We start from the raw sequence: 15,783 nt of genomic DNA, 5'->3' as shown, positions 1-15,783 counted from the left end.
ATGCGACTAGTTCTAACCAGAATAGCCATCAACCATGAGTTATCTTACAATTCAAACTTCAATCTATAAATAACATTTATCCCCTCTCATTAATGCCCGATCCTTTTCTTTTAGTCGCGGATATGCGTAACAGTAACCATATTCAACGATCCAAGCCAAACTGTTTTCACTAACATTTTTAGATCAAGGATATTTAGGTGTTCAATGAAATTGGGTTTAATATTAAACGGATTGTTACGGAGTCCAAGCGCACTAGCATCGATAACGATTGTCTTTACCTGTCTAAACCTACGATGTTTGCTTTTTGCCTTCTGGACCTCAACAACACACCTAAACTTTCAAAATGAATTGAATACAAACGCTCTACAGCTTGAATAAGTATTCTATTCATTTGGTCCACCTCCATTAGATATGAAAAAAACTTATTTCTCCTCATGGTTCGAGGTGAAATAAGTTTTGAATTAAGTGCATTCAGACGAACAGGAGGCATTACCATTCGATTTCTTCACATAAACGGAAAACCATCTTTTTTTCAAATTCGTCTAATATCTTAAACCCAGTCATCTCATCTTCTTTTTCTCCAAGTTTTATCATAGTAGCTATTGCTAAGTCTCCTACTTTATAATGACCTATCAGCTTATCTTGATGTTCCCTTTTTAAAGATAATCCATTTAATTTTTTAAATATTTCCTCTGTACGAATACCTTCTTTTCCGATATGTGTCATTGCATGATATAAAACTATGGGGTTCTTTTCTTCTAGCAAATTTTCTAACTCATCTATTGAACATTTTCCTTCTTCAATTTTTTTAATATATTCATTTTATTCCACCTTTAAACTGATATTAATTAATGTTCCAAACTGTAAATACTCGCCCCAACTTGAACAAGATCAGGAGATGCTAACTTGCCAATGCATATTCCAATATTTTTCCTTTCAGCCATTGAAGTTGAAATTTGAACAGAGCTAACGCTTAATACCGTCTCAATTTGATTTGCATTTTTAATAAGAATTTTATCACCTATGATTTTTTTTATTTCTGGGTAGGTTAAATGGTCTAATCCTTTGTTTGTTCCTACTATAATTGTACCTTCATCTTTTGACTCAAAAGTTAAACTAACATCCATTATTTTTTCCATTTTAAACGTTACCCCTTTATCGTTCTTCAATATAAAGTTCTCCCTTAACATCACCTATACGCAAATCAGCACTTTTTAATCGGGTTATGGCATCCCTCAGTAGCGTCATCCTTTCTATTGATGTTAAATCGGGAGCGAACCTTGCAGCTCTTATACTAGCTTGGGCTTCATCTAGAGCAAAATTTCTTTTAAATGCATCTGGAGCAACATCATATAATTCAAATGCTCTCCCTGCCTTATATGCCTCATAGTGTCCCACAATTTCATGTGCAATCGTTGCCTTGGCTGACACACGTGAGTTAGCACTTAAGGTTCCAACTCCTGTATGCTCTGCTGGTAATACATCTGTATTTATAATAAATCTATCGTACATCATACCTGTATTCCACTCATCATAAAAACCAGGTCTACTCATTATTATATTATCTTCGGGAAAATCCAACGATTTAGTATACTGAATAATCTCCGTTTTCTGGACATCTGTTAATGGCAATTCATTACGCAAACCGTCCGAAGAAATTTGTCGTAAGTCCACTGCGCCCTCATACTTAACCGATGATTTCAAACTAATCTTAGGTTTGATTACTGAACTAACTCCTCCAAATAATCCTGCTGTACCGATCATATTAGCCCAGTGTTCTTTTGACCATGCATTTGTGGGATTAAATGCTCCCTGAATCATGCCCGTTACACCAAATGTACCGAAATTGAGCATATCATTCCATGAATCGTTTTGTTTAGCTGCCCGTTCCATGTACCCTTGATACATTCCCTTCGGAATGCCGTACGACATATAATCTAGGAAGCTCCATACTGAATCAAATTTTTTCTCATATCGTTCTGAATTAGCTGCTACAAAATCCTGACCAAGCTCCGTTAAGCTATCCGCCGATTTCTGGAGCGCATTTCGTGTATCTGCAACAGGAACTGCGCAAGTATTCGGTGGAGGTGGCAAGCAACCTGGGTCTAGATTCCCATCCTCCATCATATCTGCTAATCTAAATTTATTTGCATGCTGCCGTAGTTCTCTAGCAATCGAATCTGTTAGTGTAACAAAGTCAGCCATATTCTTCTGAGATGTTTGGAAACTATAATAGAATTGCTCCTTTGTTATCCCCTCCCAAAATCGTTCCATAAACGAAATTTGCTGCGATAACTGACTATTCATTTGCATCGCCGTTTGCTGCGCAAGCTCAAATTTCTTAGAGACAGTTATAAGTTGTTCAGGTGTCACTTTAATTGTTGTCATAATTTACCTCGGTTGAGTTCATTAAGACATAATAACATTATTCAAATTTATGGAAAACCATCTTTATTACTAATTGTTATATGAATTAGAAGACTTAATCCCTACGACCTCTGACTTATATTTATTAAATACAGCTCCTCCTCATTATAAAGAAGTACCTTTCTAATGCCTCATCTTCAGCAGAATATTCGAAATATATATCTTATTTTAGTCAATTTACATCAAGGTAATCTCCCTAAGGAGCAGCACGCTATGACTAAGGGTTATCGAAAATTTTTATTGGAATATGGTTACCAGGAGGACTTAGTCGACGAAAAAGCAACCAGCCTTGCGGTGGAGGAATATTTGGAAACAGTTCGTCAGAATCGTCAGATTGGCTTTGTACGTCGGGAAGCAGCAATTACTTAGGCGTATTCATATAGAGAGCATCAATCGACAAATGAAATATCCAAGCAAACGGAGAACATCGCCACATACAACGTGAACAGGGAGGCAAAGCTTCAGGCTAAAGATCGGCTGCTGGAGCTTGCAATGAGCAAATTGTCCAGTATACAACGAGAGGTTATCCAGCGCAGTTATTTGGATGATGAGGAGAGTTTGATTACATTAGTTGCGGGGAAATGGGGATTAGCGAGGGCACGTTTAGGAGGATCAAGATCGAGGTATTGAGTATTTTAGCTGCTGCATTGAGACTGGAAGTGATTAAATAACAAACAAACAATGGAAGTGAAGTTGTTTGCTAAGCCAATAGAAGCAGTGGTTATATCAACACGTACGACGAATAACTAAAAAGGGTGGAGTTGATATAGTTTATCAACTCCACCCTTTTTCTGTGTGTGACGAGTTCAGTCTCTTTTCTTGGTACCGCTTTTTACTGTAAAAAACAACAATGATAAAAAGAATAGAGCCTGTGAAGTTTTAACCATCAACCTGATTCCTTCACCGGAATCTTTTATATCAAACAAAATATCAGCTATGGATACCAAACCTGTAGTAATAAGTATAATCAATGCGAGTATGTACACGTTTAGTCCCCCTTTTTTCCGATTTTACAGCAAGAAGAAGACAATAGCTCTGGATGCGGGTTCGGCCAACCACGCAGGCAACCCAACATATTTTAAGGCGTAAGCAAGACCGTCCTCTGCTGTGCCTGTGAAATCTACCATGATATCCAAAGCTTGCATTATTACTTGATAACCAAGATAATATTTCAAAGTTTCTTTTGCACCGTCGGTCAAAAGTGGTATCTTATCTACATAAATTTTTATCTGTTCATTCCAAGCACGTGATCCAATATTTTTCAGTTTAGAAATTAATTCTAACGCTACTTCCTTTGCGAACTTTGATCTCCAGCCTTGTGTACTTACTTCCCCAGATGGACGTTGAGTATCGACCATTCCAAGATTAGTGCCTACAGTTTTGAAAAGGTCATCATAATCAACTTGTCTTAATTCTTGCTCTACTCTTTCATCAACAATTCCATTTTCCAAGTCTATCTTAGTCTCTGAAGTTATAGAAGATTCTACGTTGTTTACAGCTTGAGCATTAGCGAAAGCAGGAAGTGTAAACGATGATAACATAAGAGCTGATAATGACGCGATACCCAATTGCTTAAACTTTTGCATAAAATCAATCCTCTCTTCATATATTTGGTATTTTCATCGATATACTAACATGAATTATATATACTTGTAAAATAGAGGGATATAGTAGTTGTTTTTTCCTGTAATAATATCTATTCATAGTATTTGGACAATAAATGGTTATTATAACCTGTGAAAAGAGACTGTTTATTAAATAACTTTTGACCGAATGATGGCCGTTCGTTAGACTTTTAGCATGATATATTTATATCATGGAAAATTAAATAAGGAACACCCCGCCGCTTTCGAGCCTCGGTGAACCAGGTCGGCCAATGTGCCGGCCTTTTGATTTTTCAACAAACCAAATTAGGGAACATAAATCATGTCTACAGAAGCAAGCGCAGTAAGAAACGGTGGGTGCGCATATTTGGTAAAAATATTGAGTCTCAAAATCATATACTTCAAACAATAAATGGATGCACATACGTTTGTTCCCTTCATGCTCTAAACCTAAATGAAATCCTCCGACTAAATAGCGAAATATTCGCTAAAAATAAATAGCGATTATTTCGCTGGGATATTCTTGGTTTGGAGGTGAGAAGATGTACCAAAGAATCCGAGATTTGCGTGAAGATAGAGATTTGACTCAAACCCAAATGGCTGAATATTTGAATTGTAGTCAACGAATTTATAGCAATTACGAACGCGGCGATGTTGATATTCCTACAAGGATTCTAATCAAACTAGCTGATTTCCATAACACAAGCACAGACTACTTGTTAAACAGAACGAAACAAAAAAAACCTTATCCGGCAGGCTAGCTACTTTTAGAAATAAAAAAGGTAACTCCTCATGAAGGAGCTACCTTTCAAATTTTTTTTATAATCGCCCCCTACAATCTTCTGAACTACCTATTTCAACTCTTCTTTCCCGTCAAATACTTCAATCATTATTAGTGCCCCCATTTTATAACCCTCAATATAAGCCGAAGCGGACAATAAGGAAATTAAAACATCTTGTAAATCCGAAAGCTCTTCAATTAATTTGTAATCTTGTTCTGGCAATTTTGTTTTGAGGGCTTCCTCAGCATCGGCTATTCTCTGAGAGACCAGTTCAAACTCAGTGTCTTTCGATTTGATTCGTTCACTTGGGTTACATTTTCCGTAATAAAAGTTCTCCAAGATACTCATGTTCTACTCCTTCATGATATGTATTATTAACCCCCTGACTAATTTTAGCGAATTATTCGCTAAAAATCAATAGCGATTATTTCGCTAAGATATTCTTAGTTCGAGGTGAATAAGATGTATCAACGGATTCGAGATTTACGTGAAGATAAGGATTTGACTCAAACTCAAATGGCCGATTATCTGAATTGTAGCCAGCGGATATACAGCAATTATGAACGTGGGGAAATAGACATTCCAACGGAGATTTTAATTAGACTAGCTAATTTCCACCATACAAGCACAGACTATTTACTAAATAGAACGAAACAAATAAAGCCCTACCCGGCGGGATAACATTCCTAAGAAATAAATATAGGCTTAATCTAATTGTGCATTGTTTCAATAAATGTTTTTCAACCAACGCAAAATTCTCTTTTATTGTAGATTTCCCATCCTCCGTAATCAGTTTTACACCAAGAGTATGGGTCATTTTATTGGCTTTACGAAGGAACGAAGAAGGACCATCATAGTATAGTCTATGTACATACCCAACTCCCCTTAGGCGACAAGCCGTTCGCAGACACAGAGCATCAGTTGCTACTAGTTCTGGAGGATGGCGAAGTCGAACTACAGGCTGTCCAGTCTGGTGCGTATTGCACCTCATTTTTATAGTAAGATTGAATGCAAACACAAAGAGCATTGCCCTGTCGACAACATCGGCCTGGACAATGCTCCTTATTTTATTGCAACTGCCCTTGGGACAGCATCTTCTGTGCATTAAAGTTAGAAGTCATAACAAGAAAATTTTAAAAAAATCTCCACTAATTACCATATTACTGTGGAGGGAACGAATACTTTTTGCCACCCCAAGCCACGAGAAGCGCAAGGAATAAGAGTATGAATAACGCCCATGAAAATGATCCCGCACCAAAAGTTTCAAGTAAAATACCCCCAGCCATCCCACCGCCAGCGATAGCCAGATTCCATACGGTCGTGTTAATCGGCATAACCATATCCACTTTGCTCTCCCCTGCAGCCTGAGCAAGCGCCGTTTGCAACAGCGTTGCTGCGCCACCGAAAGTTAAACCCCATACCGTAACAATGATATAGATCATAAGGACATTGGAGTTGCTAAAGCTCATGGCAATAGAAATTAAGACGAAGGAAATAAGACTAATCAAAACAAGCTTACGCAGCCAACGGTCGATGAATACGCCAGTTATCCATATACCTACGAGAGCAGCAATGCCAAAGAAAGCCAGCGCCAGACCCACTCTCTCACCCATCCCATTGGAGGCAAGGAATGGAGCAATATAAGTATAGAGAATATTATGGGCTGTCATCCAGGTCAGAACAACTAATAGTATGGGCCGAATCCCCGGTGTAAGGAAGACTGCATAGATCGAAGTTTGCTTATCGGAGGACTGTCCCGGATAGTCCGGCACCTTCCAAAGCACCCACACAATCAATATAACAGTCAGTAGTGACATAATTCCAAAAACAGAACGCCAACCCATGAGGTTCCCCAGAAACGTCCCCGCTGGGACACCAATAGCCAAGGCGATCGGCGTTCCAACCATGGCAACGGCCATCCCCCTCCCCTTCAATGTAGCAGATACCATGCGGAGAGCGTAACCGCCGATCATCCCCCATAGAACTCCAGCCGAAACTCCTGCCAGTAGACGGGCAGCCAGCGTCAGTATGTAGCTGGAAGAAATCGCGGTGACACTGTTAAAAACCAGGAACCCGCAAATAGCCAGAAGTAACAGCGGACGCCTCCGCCATTGGCGGGTAACTATAGCTACAGGGATGGCAGCCACTAGGGAACCGATGGCATAGACAGTGACCAGTTGACCCGCCATTGCCTCTGAAATATAAAGTCCCTTGCTTATTTGCGGAAGCAAACCAGCCGGAATCGTTTCCGTCATAATACAGATGAATCCTGTCATAGCCAAAGCAAGCAGACCAAGCCAGGGAAAGCGCTCAGAGGAGGCGGAAGAAGCAATCTTTACAGTAGTAGAAGAGTTATTGCTGGACATTAGCGCAGCTCCTTAAAATTGATTTCAAAACAAGTTCAAGCGAAAAATCAAGCATATATGCCAATGATTTGCTCTCCTTTTATTTTACTTATGGATCGATCAATCCACATTTTAAAGATACCTCTCTGTCTTGTCAATTACTTTTGGATCGATTAGTATATAAGTACAAGATATAAGGAGGCGACTCCATGGTTAGAACCGGAAGACCACGTAAATTCTGTCGCGACGAAGCGATCTCCCAAGCTATGATGTTGTTTTGGGAGCATGGATTTGAATCAACCTCTTTGGCTCAACTCAAAAAGGCGATGGGCGGCATCTCCTCAGCCAGCTTTTATGCAGCTTTTGAATCAAAAGACGCATTATTCAAAGAAGCGCTGGACCGGTATTTGGCTACATACGGACAAGTATCGACAAGCCTTACAAACTATTCACTTTCATCGCGCACAGCTATTGAATTAGCCTTAAGAAGTTCAGCAATCATGCAGACTGAGCAGACCCATCCCTTGGGTTGTTTAGTCATATTCTCTGCAAATACATGTTCCCCAGAGAACACTCATATTCGAGAACTATTGATCAGGCAAAGAGCAGTGACTAGGAACAAGTTCTATGCTCGTATTGAGCGAGCTACCAAGAATGGAGAACTTCAAGAATCCACAAATGTTAGCATGTTAACCACACTATTCGTTACCTTTCTGGAAGGTATATCTACGGAAGCCAGAGATGGTGTGTCCCTAGACAACATTGATACAGCCATAACTAAATTGATGGAGCTTTGGGATACTTGTGCCTGAGACTTGAGACTTGAGACTTGAGACTTGAGACTTGCCCAGTCTTCATGAAAATAAGGGCATACAAATAGCAAAAGGCAATCCCCTTAAAAAAGGAGATTGCCTTTTTATTCAGGAAGATTGCTTCTCTCGTAAACGGCTTTATTCAGCTATCCTACACATCAGCTGACCTAATTGAGTATCGAAGTGTGTTTTGAGATAGAATCGATTATTAAATCCCAGTCGTCATAGTGAAGCTCATGCCCGGCACCTTCCAATGTCAGTAAAACCGCACGCGGAATTGCGTTAGCAAGATTTATTCCGTGTTCATAAGGGATAATCGAATCTTCAGTACCGTGTATAACCAGTGTAGGAACGTTTATTTCCCCTGTTCTAGCCAAATAGGATTCCCCGCCTGACAGCATAGCGTGATTATTCATACTGGCCATATTGTTGCTTCTTTTCCATTCTTCTTTTGCTAATTGATAAACCTTTTTCTCATTGAAAGGATGCTTTGAACCGACTAAAATTCTTGATCTACCCACCACAAAATCGACCACCGATTGTTCGTTCGACCAATCTATTGCTCCCATATTCGAGAAATAGTCCATAACCTTTTTCTCCATCGGTGGAAGATCGGAAGCAAAATTTGACGTTGCTAAAAGAGTCACGGTTAATACTCTGTCTGGATGTCGTAGAGCTATCAACTGAGTCAGCATACCGCCCATAGACATCCCTACGATATGCGCTTGCTCAATCTTATAAGCATCTAATACTCGAATCGCATCATCTGCCATGTCTTCGAAGGTATAGTCCGGTTGACCAGGTTCATAGGTTGTAGAACGTCCAACATCTCGGTTATCATAGCGAATGACAAAGCGACCTTTCTCAGCTAAACGCTGACAAAATTCTTGCTCCCACCAGACCAATGAGGATTGAGCCCCCATAATCAGTAATATTGCCGGGTTAACTTGCTCGCCGAAACTCTCACTACAGATTTCTATTCCATCGCTTTTTATGAGTTGTTCGTTCAGTAGAATTCCTCCCCTCAATGATATATAACAAAAAAACACCGAATATTACCTTCATCACTTATCCCCATAAAGTACTTACGGTGCCCCGCCTTAGGCAGACAGAAATTACCGATCTACTCGGTCGCTAGTTTAAATTATTTTGTTGCAAGAAATTCAGAAAATCTCTTTGCATAGAGCCAAGAGTAAGAATTTTTTTGATTATCCTAAACCTACAATGCTGGCCTTTGATTTTAAATGACCATATTGCAGAAGACAGGTGTCCAGAATGATATTTTTGTTCTTGTAAATCAGCAACTTCATATTCAACTTTTTGTACTACTTTTGTGGAAAATAGATTGAGGAAAAGGATAATAATCCTATCATTATTTAAGAGTAATATGGCTCGACTTGTATAAGCCGAAAAGCTCTGTGGAGTTGAATAGCAGACAAGCATGTCAGATTCTCTATAAGGTTCTGCTAGCTTATTGATCGTTTTTTTTGTAATAAATAGCATGATCAAATACCTCTCTATTTGGATGTTTAAATGAATTGATAGAAAAGAATATCCTTCAAAAGTATTATACTACACAAGTAAACTATTCCAAAAAAGGATAGTCATCTGTAGCCTATTTAAACATACTCCCTCCTCCTCACTTTAGATGTGACATATACTCAAATGCTCCAAACGTATATTTCATTGCCTTTTTTGCTCCAAAATGATGCACTGTGGATAATATGACGATATTGGTAGGGCCTGGTGTGAAGGTAGCAATAAAACAATAAATTAAAACTGATGTAATATTCATAAGGAAAACTCCTTTTAGCGTATTCTCATGAAATATTACATCTTAAGATAAATAGCATATAGTATGTTATTGCAGGTATTGTATCCTTCGTAGTCACGTTCTCCCATCATTTTTGCTTTTCCTCATCATACCAAGCCTTCAAAGAAAGAGAATAGCCTTTATCCTCCACCGTTGAAGATGTCATTGACCTTACCGACAACAACGCAATTATGGATTATTGTGGTATTATTTTGGATTATTGTTAATACTACGTATCTGAGGAGGGTGAAAATGAAGTTACATACCAAATTTTCAAGACAATTATGCCAGAATATTGATCTCATTTGTGACTTCATGGGAAACAGTTCGGATTTTGTTGTTCGTGAGATCACGACTGGCCATAAACACGCTGCTCTTTTTTATTTGGACGGCATGACTGACATGCAAAAGGTACAGGATAACGTGATCCGTCCGTTGCATGATCGTGTCTCCTCTGACGAGATCACTTTACCGTTATTGAAAAACGCAATTTTGGACATTGGTGAAGCAAACTTTACTCAAAACTTTGAAGATGCCTTGGAACAGATCCTCTCCGGTGGTCTTCTCCTACTCCTGAACGATATGGATGAAGGATTGGTCATTTCTTTGCCTGGATGGGAAGAACGCAGCATTTCGGACTCGAAGACACAGCCAGTGGTCAGAGGTCCGCAAGAAGCGTTTACAGAAACTTTACGTACGAATACGACTATGGTTCGTCGAAGGGTGAAGGATACAAGAGTACGTCTAACTACCCTAAAAGTTGGCAAAAAAACTAAGACCGATATATCGGTCATGTATTTACATGGGATCGCTGACCCAAAAAAGGTGCAGGACATGATATCCAAGTTAAAGAACATGCATGTGGAAGGCGTGCTTGAAAGCGAATATTTGGAAGAATGTCTCCATGAAGATAAACAATTCACGATATTTCCGCTCTTTTATAATTCTGATCGCCCAGACTCTATTGCAGCAGGAATTATGGAGGGGAAAATAGCGATATTTGTGGATGGATCTCCCTTCGCCATCCTTGCACCTGCGGTGTTTGCAGATTTCCTTCAATCCGCAGAAGACTATTATCAATCCTTTGTTTACAGTAGTATCATTCGAATATTAAGGTACATTTGCCTGGCAATCTGTATGTTGGCTCCGGCCATTTATGTCGCATTAACGACATTCCATCAGGATATGATTCCAACCGTTTTGTTATTAAGCTTATCCGCGCAACGTGAAGGAGTACCGTTTCCAGCATTTATTGAGGCGATGATCATGGAAGTGGTTTTTGAAATTCTGAGGGAGGCAGGTCTTCGTATGCCACGGACGGTCGGTCAAGCCGTTTCTATTGTCGGGTCAATAGTGATCGGCCAAGCAGCTGTAGAAGCAAACATCGTTTCGGCTGTTATGGTCATTGTTGTTGCAATAACTGCCATTTCGAGCTTTGTCATTCCCTCGTACACTTTTGCTATTCCAATCCGGATATTACGTTTCGCTTTCATAGGCATAGCCGCTATGTTTGGTGTGTACGGATTGACTGTTGGTATTCTCATGCTCTTTGTACATCTGAATGGGCTTCATTCATTCGGTGTACCGTATTTGAGCCCCTTTGCCAATTACAAATCGTCGGAGCAGAGGGACGCCATATTGCGTTTTCCATATAGAACTAAAAAACATCGTAAAAACTAAAGGAGTAAACCATCATGAACTCGTATCGATCCACCATTTTATTACTGTTTATGTGCATCTGGCTAATGGTGTTTCTTACGGGTTGCTGGAACAGTAAGGAATTGAGTGCAATTTCCGTCGTGATGGCTCTGGGCATTGATGCCGTTGATGACCAATATGAAGTCAGTTTACAAGTGGTTGACCCATCGAAAATGTCGCAGAATTCCCCCATGGAACGGACGCCAACGATCGTTTTTTCCAAGCGCGCCGATACCATATTTGAAGCTATTCGAAAATTAACAACGGAATCGTCCCGAAAAATGTATATGTCTCACTTAAAGTTTGTCATTTTTGATGAGAAAACGGCAAAAAAAGGAATCAAGGAGCCGCTGGACTTTCTGTTCCGTGATCATGAAGTTCGACCTGATTTCTATTTGGCCGTTGTCAGAGGAAACTCGGCAAAGGAGGCCGTTACTTTTGTAGCTCCAACCGAGATCTTGCCTGCAATGGATATGTATAAGGCATTAAGGCTTTCTGAAAAAGCATGGGCTCCAACTTCCGCGGTCAATGTGAAAGATATTTTAGAGAAATTTACAGAGGATGGCATTGAACCGGTTCTCACCGGTATTCGACTGACAAACGTAGAAAAAGGTCTAACTATTGATAATGTGACAAAGTCGCCCCAACATGTTAAATATTTTTTTACTGGAGTTGGTGTTTTCAAGGGCGACCGACTTATCAATTGGATGGATGATTCACAAAGTAAAGCCTTTACATATATATCCAACCGTGTTTCCAGCACCGTAGCTTCCATCGATTGTCCGAATTCCAAAGGGAAATTTGTTGTTGAAGTAATCCGTTCCAAAGTAAAGATGCGTCCAGAAATAATAGACCATGAGCCGCACATTTCTCTTATTGTGGATACAGAATCCAATATCGGAACGATCTCGTGCAATGCCAACCCTAAGAATGAAGAGACATTTAGAGATCTTCAAGAATCAGCTAAAGAGCATCTGCAACAGTCTTTGAAGAAAGGCATTTCGCACGCACAACAAATCGGTTCCGATATATTCGGGTTTGGAGAAGCTTTTCACCGCAAGTTCCCACGTGAATGGCATAGATGGAAAGAGGATTGGCCACAAAAATTTCAAACGCTTAAAGTGGATATTCAGCTCAACTATCGTTTAGTCCGGTTCGGAGACATTACCAGTCCAATTGATATGGGAATACACAATCAGGAGTGAATGCATATGCTTTATGTGATTCTCGTAACTTCCATTTTAACATCGTTGTATGAGTTTAAAAAATTTAAGGCCAAACAATATGTGCGTGAAATTGTATTCAGCTCGATATTGTTGATTATAGGCGTTATATTGATTATCCTACGGATCGCCAATATTAAACTGCCGACTCCACTGACGGGCATCCAAATCCTATTTCAACCGATAAGCCGGTTACTTACTGAAATATTATCTTAAGGAGGCATTGGGATGAATTCCAACCTGACCGTTCGACAAGCTATTATGTGGTTTGCATTATATCAAATAGGAAGCGCATATCTGGTACTCCCAGCGGCAATTACCGCTGTCGCTAAACAAGATGCCTGGCTCTCCATTCCAGTCTCCTTAGGTTTTCATCTGTTATTGATACCTTTATATGCGTCCATCGCTAGGCAAATACAGGGGAAATCTTTTGTAGAGCATCTCCGTTGCCTCTTCGGTCCCTTGGGCGGGGCGATCAGCATCGTTTTCATTTTTTTCTTTCCCTTTCTTGTGTTCATTATGACACTTCGAAATCTGGGCGACTTTATCACGATAGCTATTATGCCGGAAACTCCCTCCGAAGCGATATATTTCATCATGCTAATAGTCATTTATTTCGCCGTTCGATCAGGCCCTGCTGTAATTGGCCGTTGTGCGGAAATCCTATTTTTTTTCCTTCTTGCTCTGTATCTTTTGGTCAGGATTACCCTCCTTCCTGATACCAACATAGATAATGTGCTCCCTATTTTCGAGTATGGTTTGAACCCTATCGTTCTCGCTTCGTTCAATTTGTTTGCCTTTCCCTACCTTGAAGCAATTCTGTATCTTTTTTTTGCACAGTACATCCCCGATCCAAAAAAGTGGAGAAAGACAGTGATTACCTCTGCATTGATTAGCGGCGGCATGTATTTTTTCATGGTTCTACAAATAATCGCCGTGATGAGTGAAGGTGTTGTATCTAATTTGACATTTCCCACTTATTTTATTAGCCGAACAATCAGTAACGGGGAGTTTCTTCAACGGTTTGAAATTGTTGTTGCAGTGTTCTGGTTTGTCACCATATTTTTTCGACTCGCACTACTTTTATATGTTTCAGCGCAAGGGCTTGCAGATGCTTTTCGTCTTCGAAGCGCTAACTCTCTCTTAGTTCCTCTGATCCTAATCGCATTGGCAATGGTTCACTCTATTTGGCCAAATATGCAATTTTTAATCAAGTTTTTTTCAGTATGGCCTTTTTACGCCATGATTTTCGGTATCGTGTTTCCTATTGTGCTATGGCTGGTGGGTAAGAGGCGGCTCGCTAAAATTTCGTAAAAAGTATCACTAAAGTTGCGTTGGCCGTATGAACATACTGTCCTTCAAATAAACTTTTGTTGTACTTACTCATTATTGCAATTTAGCAAGAAGCAACTCCAGTTCCTCCCTCTCAAGATGTCTCCATTGCCCACGCTCCAGATGATCTAAGCTAATATTCATAATTCGAACACGTTCCAACTTGAGCACCCTGTACCCCAAGGCCTTACACATTCTGCGAATTTGCAAGTTCAGACCCTGCGTCAAAATAATGCGGAACTCGTATTCGCTTGTACGATCAACCTTGCACGGTTTGGTAATAACGTTCAATATTTCAACGCCACAAGACATAGCCTGCGTAAACTCGTTTGTAACAGGTTTGTCTACAGTTACTACATATTCCTTTTCATGACCATGCTCGGAACGCATCATTTGATTGACAATGCTTCCATCGTTGGTTAATAGAATGAGTCCCTCTGACGCTTTGTCCAGCCTGCCAATGGCAAAAATCCGCGAAGGGTAGTTAACATAACTAATAATATTACCAGCAACCTGTTCTGCTGCGGTACAAACAATGCCTATAGGCTTATTCAGAGCCAAATATACAGGTTCACTGGAATTATACGGAATAACTTCCCCATCAATCAGCACGATATCCTGTGGCTCTACTTCCGCGCCCGCTTCACAGACAATGCCATTAATCGTAATTCGTCCTGCTGCAATCAGTCTGTTGGTTTCCCGACGTGAGCAGAATCCTGTCTCACTGATGTACTTGTTAATTCTCACGATTCACCTGCTTCTGATTATAATATGTGAGTTTAAATAAAATAATTAAAAAAACACCTGATTGTTCTTGCTTAATCAGATGTTCGCCGTTTACGACAACTTATACTTTCCCGGCTTATTTGCTACTGTTACCGCCGTTTTTATTCCTTGTTGGTTTGGCAGTGCCGCCTTTTGTGCCACCTGCCGCTTTGCTTCCCGGTGCGCTTGTAGAAGCGCTTTTTGTCCTTACTGGCTTCGCAGTTTTGTTCCAGCGTGTCCATCCCTTACTACCTGTGCCTCTGCCGGTCCCGCCGCCCTTGCTTTTTCCACCCATATGATCACTCCATTACTAGTCGTTCAGATTTAACTAAGCTATCATACCATTACTTTGAATATAATGCCCATTTGTTTTAAAAATTGAACATGTTAAGCCGCAAATACTTTCGCAAAACGGATCTTACTGTATTTTTGTTAGTTTGCAGGTTAATAATGAAATAAGGCCATATAGTATGGAAAAATAATGATCCTTAAAGGAGTGAAACACATGTCTGTTGATGTTTATCTTAACTTTAATGGAAACTGTCGTGAAGCAGCGGAGTTTTACGCAGAGGCATTTGGGACTGAGAAACCACAAATTATGACGTTCGGTGAAGCACCGCCCAATCCCGATTATCCTCTACCAGAAGAAGCCAAAAATCTGGTCATGCACACGCGGCTTCAAATTGATGGTAGTAATGTCATGTTTTCAGACGTTTTTCCTGGTATGCCATTCGTAGCCGGAAACAACATCAGCCTCGCCATCGTCAATAAGGACGAAGAGAAAATTCGATCGTACTTTCATAAATTAAAAGAAGGAGGAACCGTAAACATGGAACTTCAAGAAACATTCTGGAGCAAATGTTACGGTAGCCTTAAAGATAAGTATGGAATTGAGTGGCAATTGAGCTATGACAACGGAATGACCGACAGTTAGTCTGTTATATTACCCTGCGATAGTGAAGCCCTCGCAAGCTAATACTTT

20 protein-coding genes and 1 pseudogene are annotated in these 15,783 nt (G+C 40.1%); 10 read left to right on the top strand and 11 right to left on the bottom strand.

Features of this window, described 5'->3' with window-relative positions; translation table 11 throughout:
• Positions 1–489: 489 nt before the first annotated feature.
• From MKX46_RS01650 to MKX46_RS01640, 3 genes are all read right to left on the bottom strand, one after another.
• Complete coding sequence (locus MKX46_RS01650) at positions 490–765, bottom strand: hypothetical protein (protein ID WP_318628357.1); 276 nt, start codon at positions 763–765, stop codon at positions 490–492.
• Positions 766–848: 83 nt separating this feature from the next.
• Positions 849–1,169 (bottom strand): hypothetical protein, encoded by a 321-nt coding sequence (locus tag MKX46_RS01645; RefSeq protein ID WP_237449070.1) that lies wholly within the window; start codon positions 1,167–1,169, stop codon positions 849–851.
• On the bottom strand, positions 1,156–2,388 hold the full coding sequence (locus tag MKX46_RS01640) for a WXG100 family type VII secretion target (RefSeq protein WP_340885295.1): 1,233 nt from the start codon (positions 2,386–2,388) through the stop codon (positions 1,156–1,158). The genes MKX46_RS01645 and MKX46_RS01640 overlap by 14 nt, the downstream gene beginning before the upstream one ends.
• A 252-nt stretch (positions 2,389–2,640) precedes the next feature.
• On the opposite strand from MKX46_RS01640, the gene MKX46_RS01635 reads away from it, so the two are divergent.
• Positions 2,641–2,796, top strand: a complete 156-nt coding sequence (locus MKX46_RS01635) for a hypothetical protein (RefSeq protein ID WP_230585206.1) — start codon at positions 2,641–2,643, stop codon at positions 2,794–2,796.
• A gap of 641 nt (positions 2,797–3,437) precedes the next feature.
• On the opposite strand, the gene MKX46_RS01630 is transcribed toward MKX46_RS01635, so the two are convergent.
• Positions 3,438–4,013 (bottom strand): hypothetical protein, encoded by a 576-nt coding sequence (locus MKX46_RS01630; protein ID WP_322252602.1) that lies wholly within the window; start codon positions 4,011–4,013, stop codon positions 3,438–3,440.
• A gap of 560 nt (positions 4,014–4,573) precedes the next feature.
• On the opposite strand from MKX46_RS01630, the gene MKX46_RS01625 reads away from it, so the two are divergent.
• Positions 4,574–4,792, top strand: coding sequence for a helix-turn-helix domain-containing protein (locus tag MKX46_RS01625; protein WP_044645949.1), 219 nt, complete (start codon positions 4,574–4,576; stop codon positions 4,790–4,792).
• A 90-nt stretch (positions 4,793–4,882) separates the two neighbouring features.
• Here the strand turns inward: MKX46_RS01625 and MKX46_RS01620 are convergent, their stop codons facing one another.
• Entirely contained in the window at positions 4,883–5,161 is a 279-nt protein-coding gene (locus tag MKX46_RS01620) for a DUF6809 family protein (RefSeq protein ID WP_029515068.1), read from the bottom strand.
• Between the two features lie 114 nt (positions 5,162–5,275).
• On the opposite strand from MKX46_RS01620, the gene MKX46_RS01615 reads away from it, so the two are divergent.
• Both MKX46_RS01615 and MKX46_RS01610 read left to right on the top strand, forming a co-directional pair.
• Positions 5,276–5,494, top strand: a complete 219-nt coding sequence (locus MKX46_RS01615) for a helix-turn-helix domain-containing protein (RefSeq protein WP_250262078.1) — start codon at positions 5,276–5,278, stop codon at positions 5,492–5,494.
• A gap of 259 nt (positions 5,495–5,753) precedes the next feature.
• Positions 5,754–5,921 (top strand): hypothetical protein, encoded by a 168-nt coding sequence (locus tag MKX46_RS01610; protein ID WP_341070801.1) that lies wholly within the window; start codon positions 5,754–5,756, stop codon positions 5,919–5,921.
• Between the two features lie 52 nt (positions 5,922–5,973).
• Here the strand turns inward: MKX46_RS01610 and MKX46_RS01605 are convergent, their stop codons facing one another.
• Positions 5,974–7,179: an MFS transporter gene (locus MKX46_RS01605; RefSeq protein WP_341070800.1), complete on the bottom strand. Its 1,206-nt coding sequence runs from the start codon at positions 7,177–7,179 to the stop codon at positions 5,974–5,976.
• A 188-nt stretch (positions 7,180–7,367) separates the two neighbouring features.
• Here MKX46_RS01605 and MKX46_RS01600 point away from each other — a divergent pair, with 188 nt between their 5' ends.
• A complete protein-coding gene (locus MKX46_RS01600) occupies positions 7,368–7,970 on the top strand; it encodes a TetR/AcrR family transcriptional regulator (protein WP_340957754.1) in 603 nt (200 codons plus the stop codon).
• A 167-nt stretch (positions 7,971–8,137) separates the two neighbouring features.
• Here the strand turns inward: MKX46_RS01600 and MKX46_RS01595 are convergent, their stop codons facing one another.
• The 3 genes and pseudogenes from MKX46_RS01595 to MKX46_RS01585 form a co-directional block, all read right to left on the bottom strand.
• Positions 8,138–8,980 (bottom strand): alpha/beta fold hydrolase, encoded by an 843-nt coding sequence (locus tag MKX46_RS01595; protein WP_341071891.1) that lies wholly within the window; start codon positions 8,978–8,980, stop codon positions 8,138–8,140.
• 124 nt (positions 8,981–9,104) lie between these two features.
• A complete protein-coding gene (locus tag MKX46_RS01590) occupies positions 9,105–9,473 on the bottom strand; it encodes a hypothetical protein (RefSeq protein WP_029515073.1) in 369 nt (122 codons plus the stop codon).
• 163 nt (positions 9,474–9,636) lie between these two features.
• A pseudogene (locus MKX46_RS01585) lies at positions 9,637–9,765 on the bottom strand (LysE family translocator); the annotation flags it as partial.
• 270 nt (positions 9,766–10,035) lie between these two features.
• On the opposite strand from MKX46_RS01585, the gene MKX46_RS01580 reads away from it, so the two are divergent.
• From MKX46_RS01580 to MKX46_RS01565, 4 genes are read left to right on the top strand one after another with little or no spacing between them, the layout of a single operon-like run.
• Positions 10,036–11,463 carry a spore germination protein gene (locus MKX46_RS01580; protein ID WP_029515074.1) on the top strand — a complete coding sequence of 476 codons (1,428 nt, stop codon included), beginning with the start codon at positions 10,036–10,038 and terminating at the stop codon, positions 11,461–11,463.
• A 14-nt stretch (positions 11,464–11,477) separates the two neighbouring features.
• A complete protein-coding gene (locus tag MKX46_RS01575) occupies positions 11,478–12,686 on the top strand; it encodes a Ger(x)C family spore germination protein (RefSeq protein ID WP_318628355.1) in 1,209 nt (402 codons plus the stop codon).
• A gap of 6 nt (positions 12,687–12,692) precedes the next feature.
• Positions 12,693–12,920 carry a hypothetical protein gene (locus MKX46_RS01570; RefSeq protein WP_029515077.1) on the top strand — a complete coding sequence of 76 codons (228 nt, stop codon included), beginning with the start codon at positions 12,693–12,695 and terminating at the stop codon, positions 12,918–12,920.
• Positions 12,921–12,932: 12 nt separating this feature from the next.
• Complete coding sequence (locus MKX46_RS01565) at positions 12,933–14,018, top strand: GerAB/ArcD/ProY family transporter (protein WP_340932126.1); 1,086 nt, start codon at positions 12,933–12,935, stop codon at positions 14,016–14,018.
• A 72-nt stretch (positions 14,019–14,090) separates the two neighbouring features.
• Here MKX46_RS01565 and MKX46_RS01560 read toward each other — a convergent pair whose 3' ends face one another.
• Together MKX46_RS01560 and MKX46_RS01555 are read right to left on the bottom strand one after the other, a co-directional pair.
• Positions 14,091–14,783: a pseudouridine synthase gene (locus tag MKX46_RS01560; RefSeq protein WP_039274564.1), complete on the bottom strand. Its 693-nt coding sequence runs from the start codon at positions 14,781–14,783 to the stop codon at positions 14,091–14,093.
• A 115-nt stretch (positions 14,784–14,898) separates the two neighbouring features.
• Complete coding sequence (locus MKX46_RS01555) at positions 14,899–15,096, bottom strand: DUF3934 family protein (RefSeq protein WP_029515083.1); 198 nt, start codon at positions 15,094–15,096, stop codon at positions 14,899–14,901.
• A 210-nt stretch (positions 15,097–15,306) separates the two neighbouring features.
• Here MKX46_RS01555 and MKX46_RS01550 point away from each other — a divergent pair, with 210 nt between their 5' ends.
• The gene (locus MKX46_RS01550; RefSeq protein ID WP_318628353.1) at positions 15,307–15,735 is read left to right on the top strand and encodes a VOC family protein; all 429 of its coding nucleotides are present in this window, start codon (positions 15,307–15,309) and stop codon (positions 15,733–15,735) included.
• Positions 15,736–15,783: the final 48 nt, after the last annotated feature.

The sequence above is a fragment of the Paenibacillus sp. FSL P4-0113 genome, assembly GCF_038009305.1.
In the GTDB taxonomy this organism is placed as follows: Bacteria; Bacillota; Bacilli; order Paenibacillales; family Paenibacillaceae; genus Paenibacillus; species Paenibacillus polymyxa_D.
This window is presented reverse-complemented; position numbering and strand designations above follow the sequence as displayed.

What these genes read in the sequence shown, in the direction of transcription:
- MKX46_RS01625 (WP_044645949.1), top strand. Translation starts at nt 4,574, where the DNA reads ATGTACCAAAGAATCCGAGATTTGCGTGAAGATAGAGATTTGACTCAA.
- MKX46_RS01620 (WP_029515068.1), bottom strand. Translation starts at nt 5,161, where the DNA reads ATGAGTATCTTGGAGAACTTTTATTACGGAAAATGTAACCCAAGTGAA.
- MKX46_RS01615 (WP_250262078.1), top strand. Translation starts at nt 5,276, where the DNA reads ATGTATCAACGGATTCGAGATTTACGTGAAGATAAGGATTTGACTCAA.
- MKX46_RS01610 (WP_341070801.1), top strand. Translation starts at nt 5,754, where the DNA reads ATGGCGAAGTCGAACTACAGGCTGTCCAGTCTGGTGCGTATTGCACCT.
- MKX46_RS01575 (WP_318628355.1), top strand. Translation starts at nt 11,478, where the DNA reads ATGAACTCGTATCGATCCACCATTTTATTACTGTTTATGTGCATCTGG.
- MKX46_RS01565 (WP_340932126.1), top strand. Translation starts at nt 12,933, where the DNA reads ATGAATTCCAACCTGACCGTTCGACAAGCTATTATGTGGTTTGCATTA.
- MKX46_RS01550 (WP_318628353.1), top strand. Translation starts at nt 15,307, where the DNA reads ATGTCTGTTGATGTTTATCTTAACTTTAATGGAAACTGTCGTGAAGCA.
- MKX46_RS01580 (WP_029515074.1), top strand. Translation starts at nt 10,036, where the DNA reads ATGAAGTTACATACCAAATTTTCAAGACAATTATGCCAGAATATTGAT.
- MKX46_RS01605 (WP_341070800.1), bottom strand. Translation starts at nt 7,179, where the DNA reads ATGTCCAGCAATAACTCTTCTACTACTGTAAAGATTGCTTCTTCCGCC.
- MKX46_RS01570 (WP_029515077.1), top strand. Translation starts at nt 12,693, where the DNA reads ATGCTTTATGTGATTCTCGTAACTTCCATTTTAACATCGTTGTATGAG.
- MKX46_RS01640 (WP_340885295.1), bottom strand. Translation starts at nt 2,388, where the DNA reads ATGACAACAATTAAAGTGACACCTGAACAACTTATAACTGTCTCTAAG.
- MKX46_RS01600 (WP_340957754.1), top strand. Translation starts at nt 7,368, where the DNA reads ATGGTTAGAACCGGAAGACCACGTAAATTCTGTCGCGACGAAGCGATC.
- MKX46_RS01555 (WP_029515083.1), bottom strand. Translation starts at nt 15,096, where the DNA reads ATGGGTGGAAAAAGCAAGGGCGGCGGGACCGGCAGAGGCACAGGTAGT.
- MKX46_RS01635 (WP_230585206.1), top strand. Translation starts at nt 2,641, where the DNA reads ATGACTAAGGGTTATCGAAAATTTTTATTGGAATATGGTTACCAGGAG.
- MKX46_RS01590 (WP_029515073.1), bottom strand. Translation starts at nt 9,473, where the DNA reads ATGCTATTTATTACAAAAAAAACGATCAATAAGCTAGCAGAACCTTAT.
- MKX46_RS01630 (WP_322252602.1), bottom strand. Translation starts at nt 4,013, where the DNA reads ATGCAAAAGTTTAAGCAATTGGGTATCGCGTCATTATCAGCTCTTATG.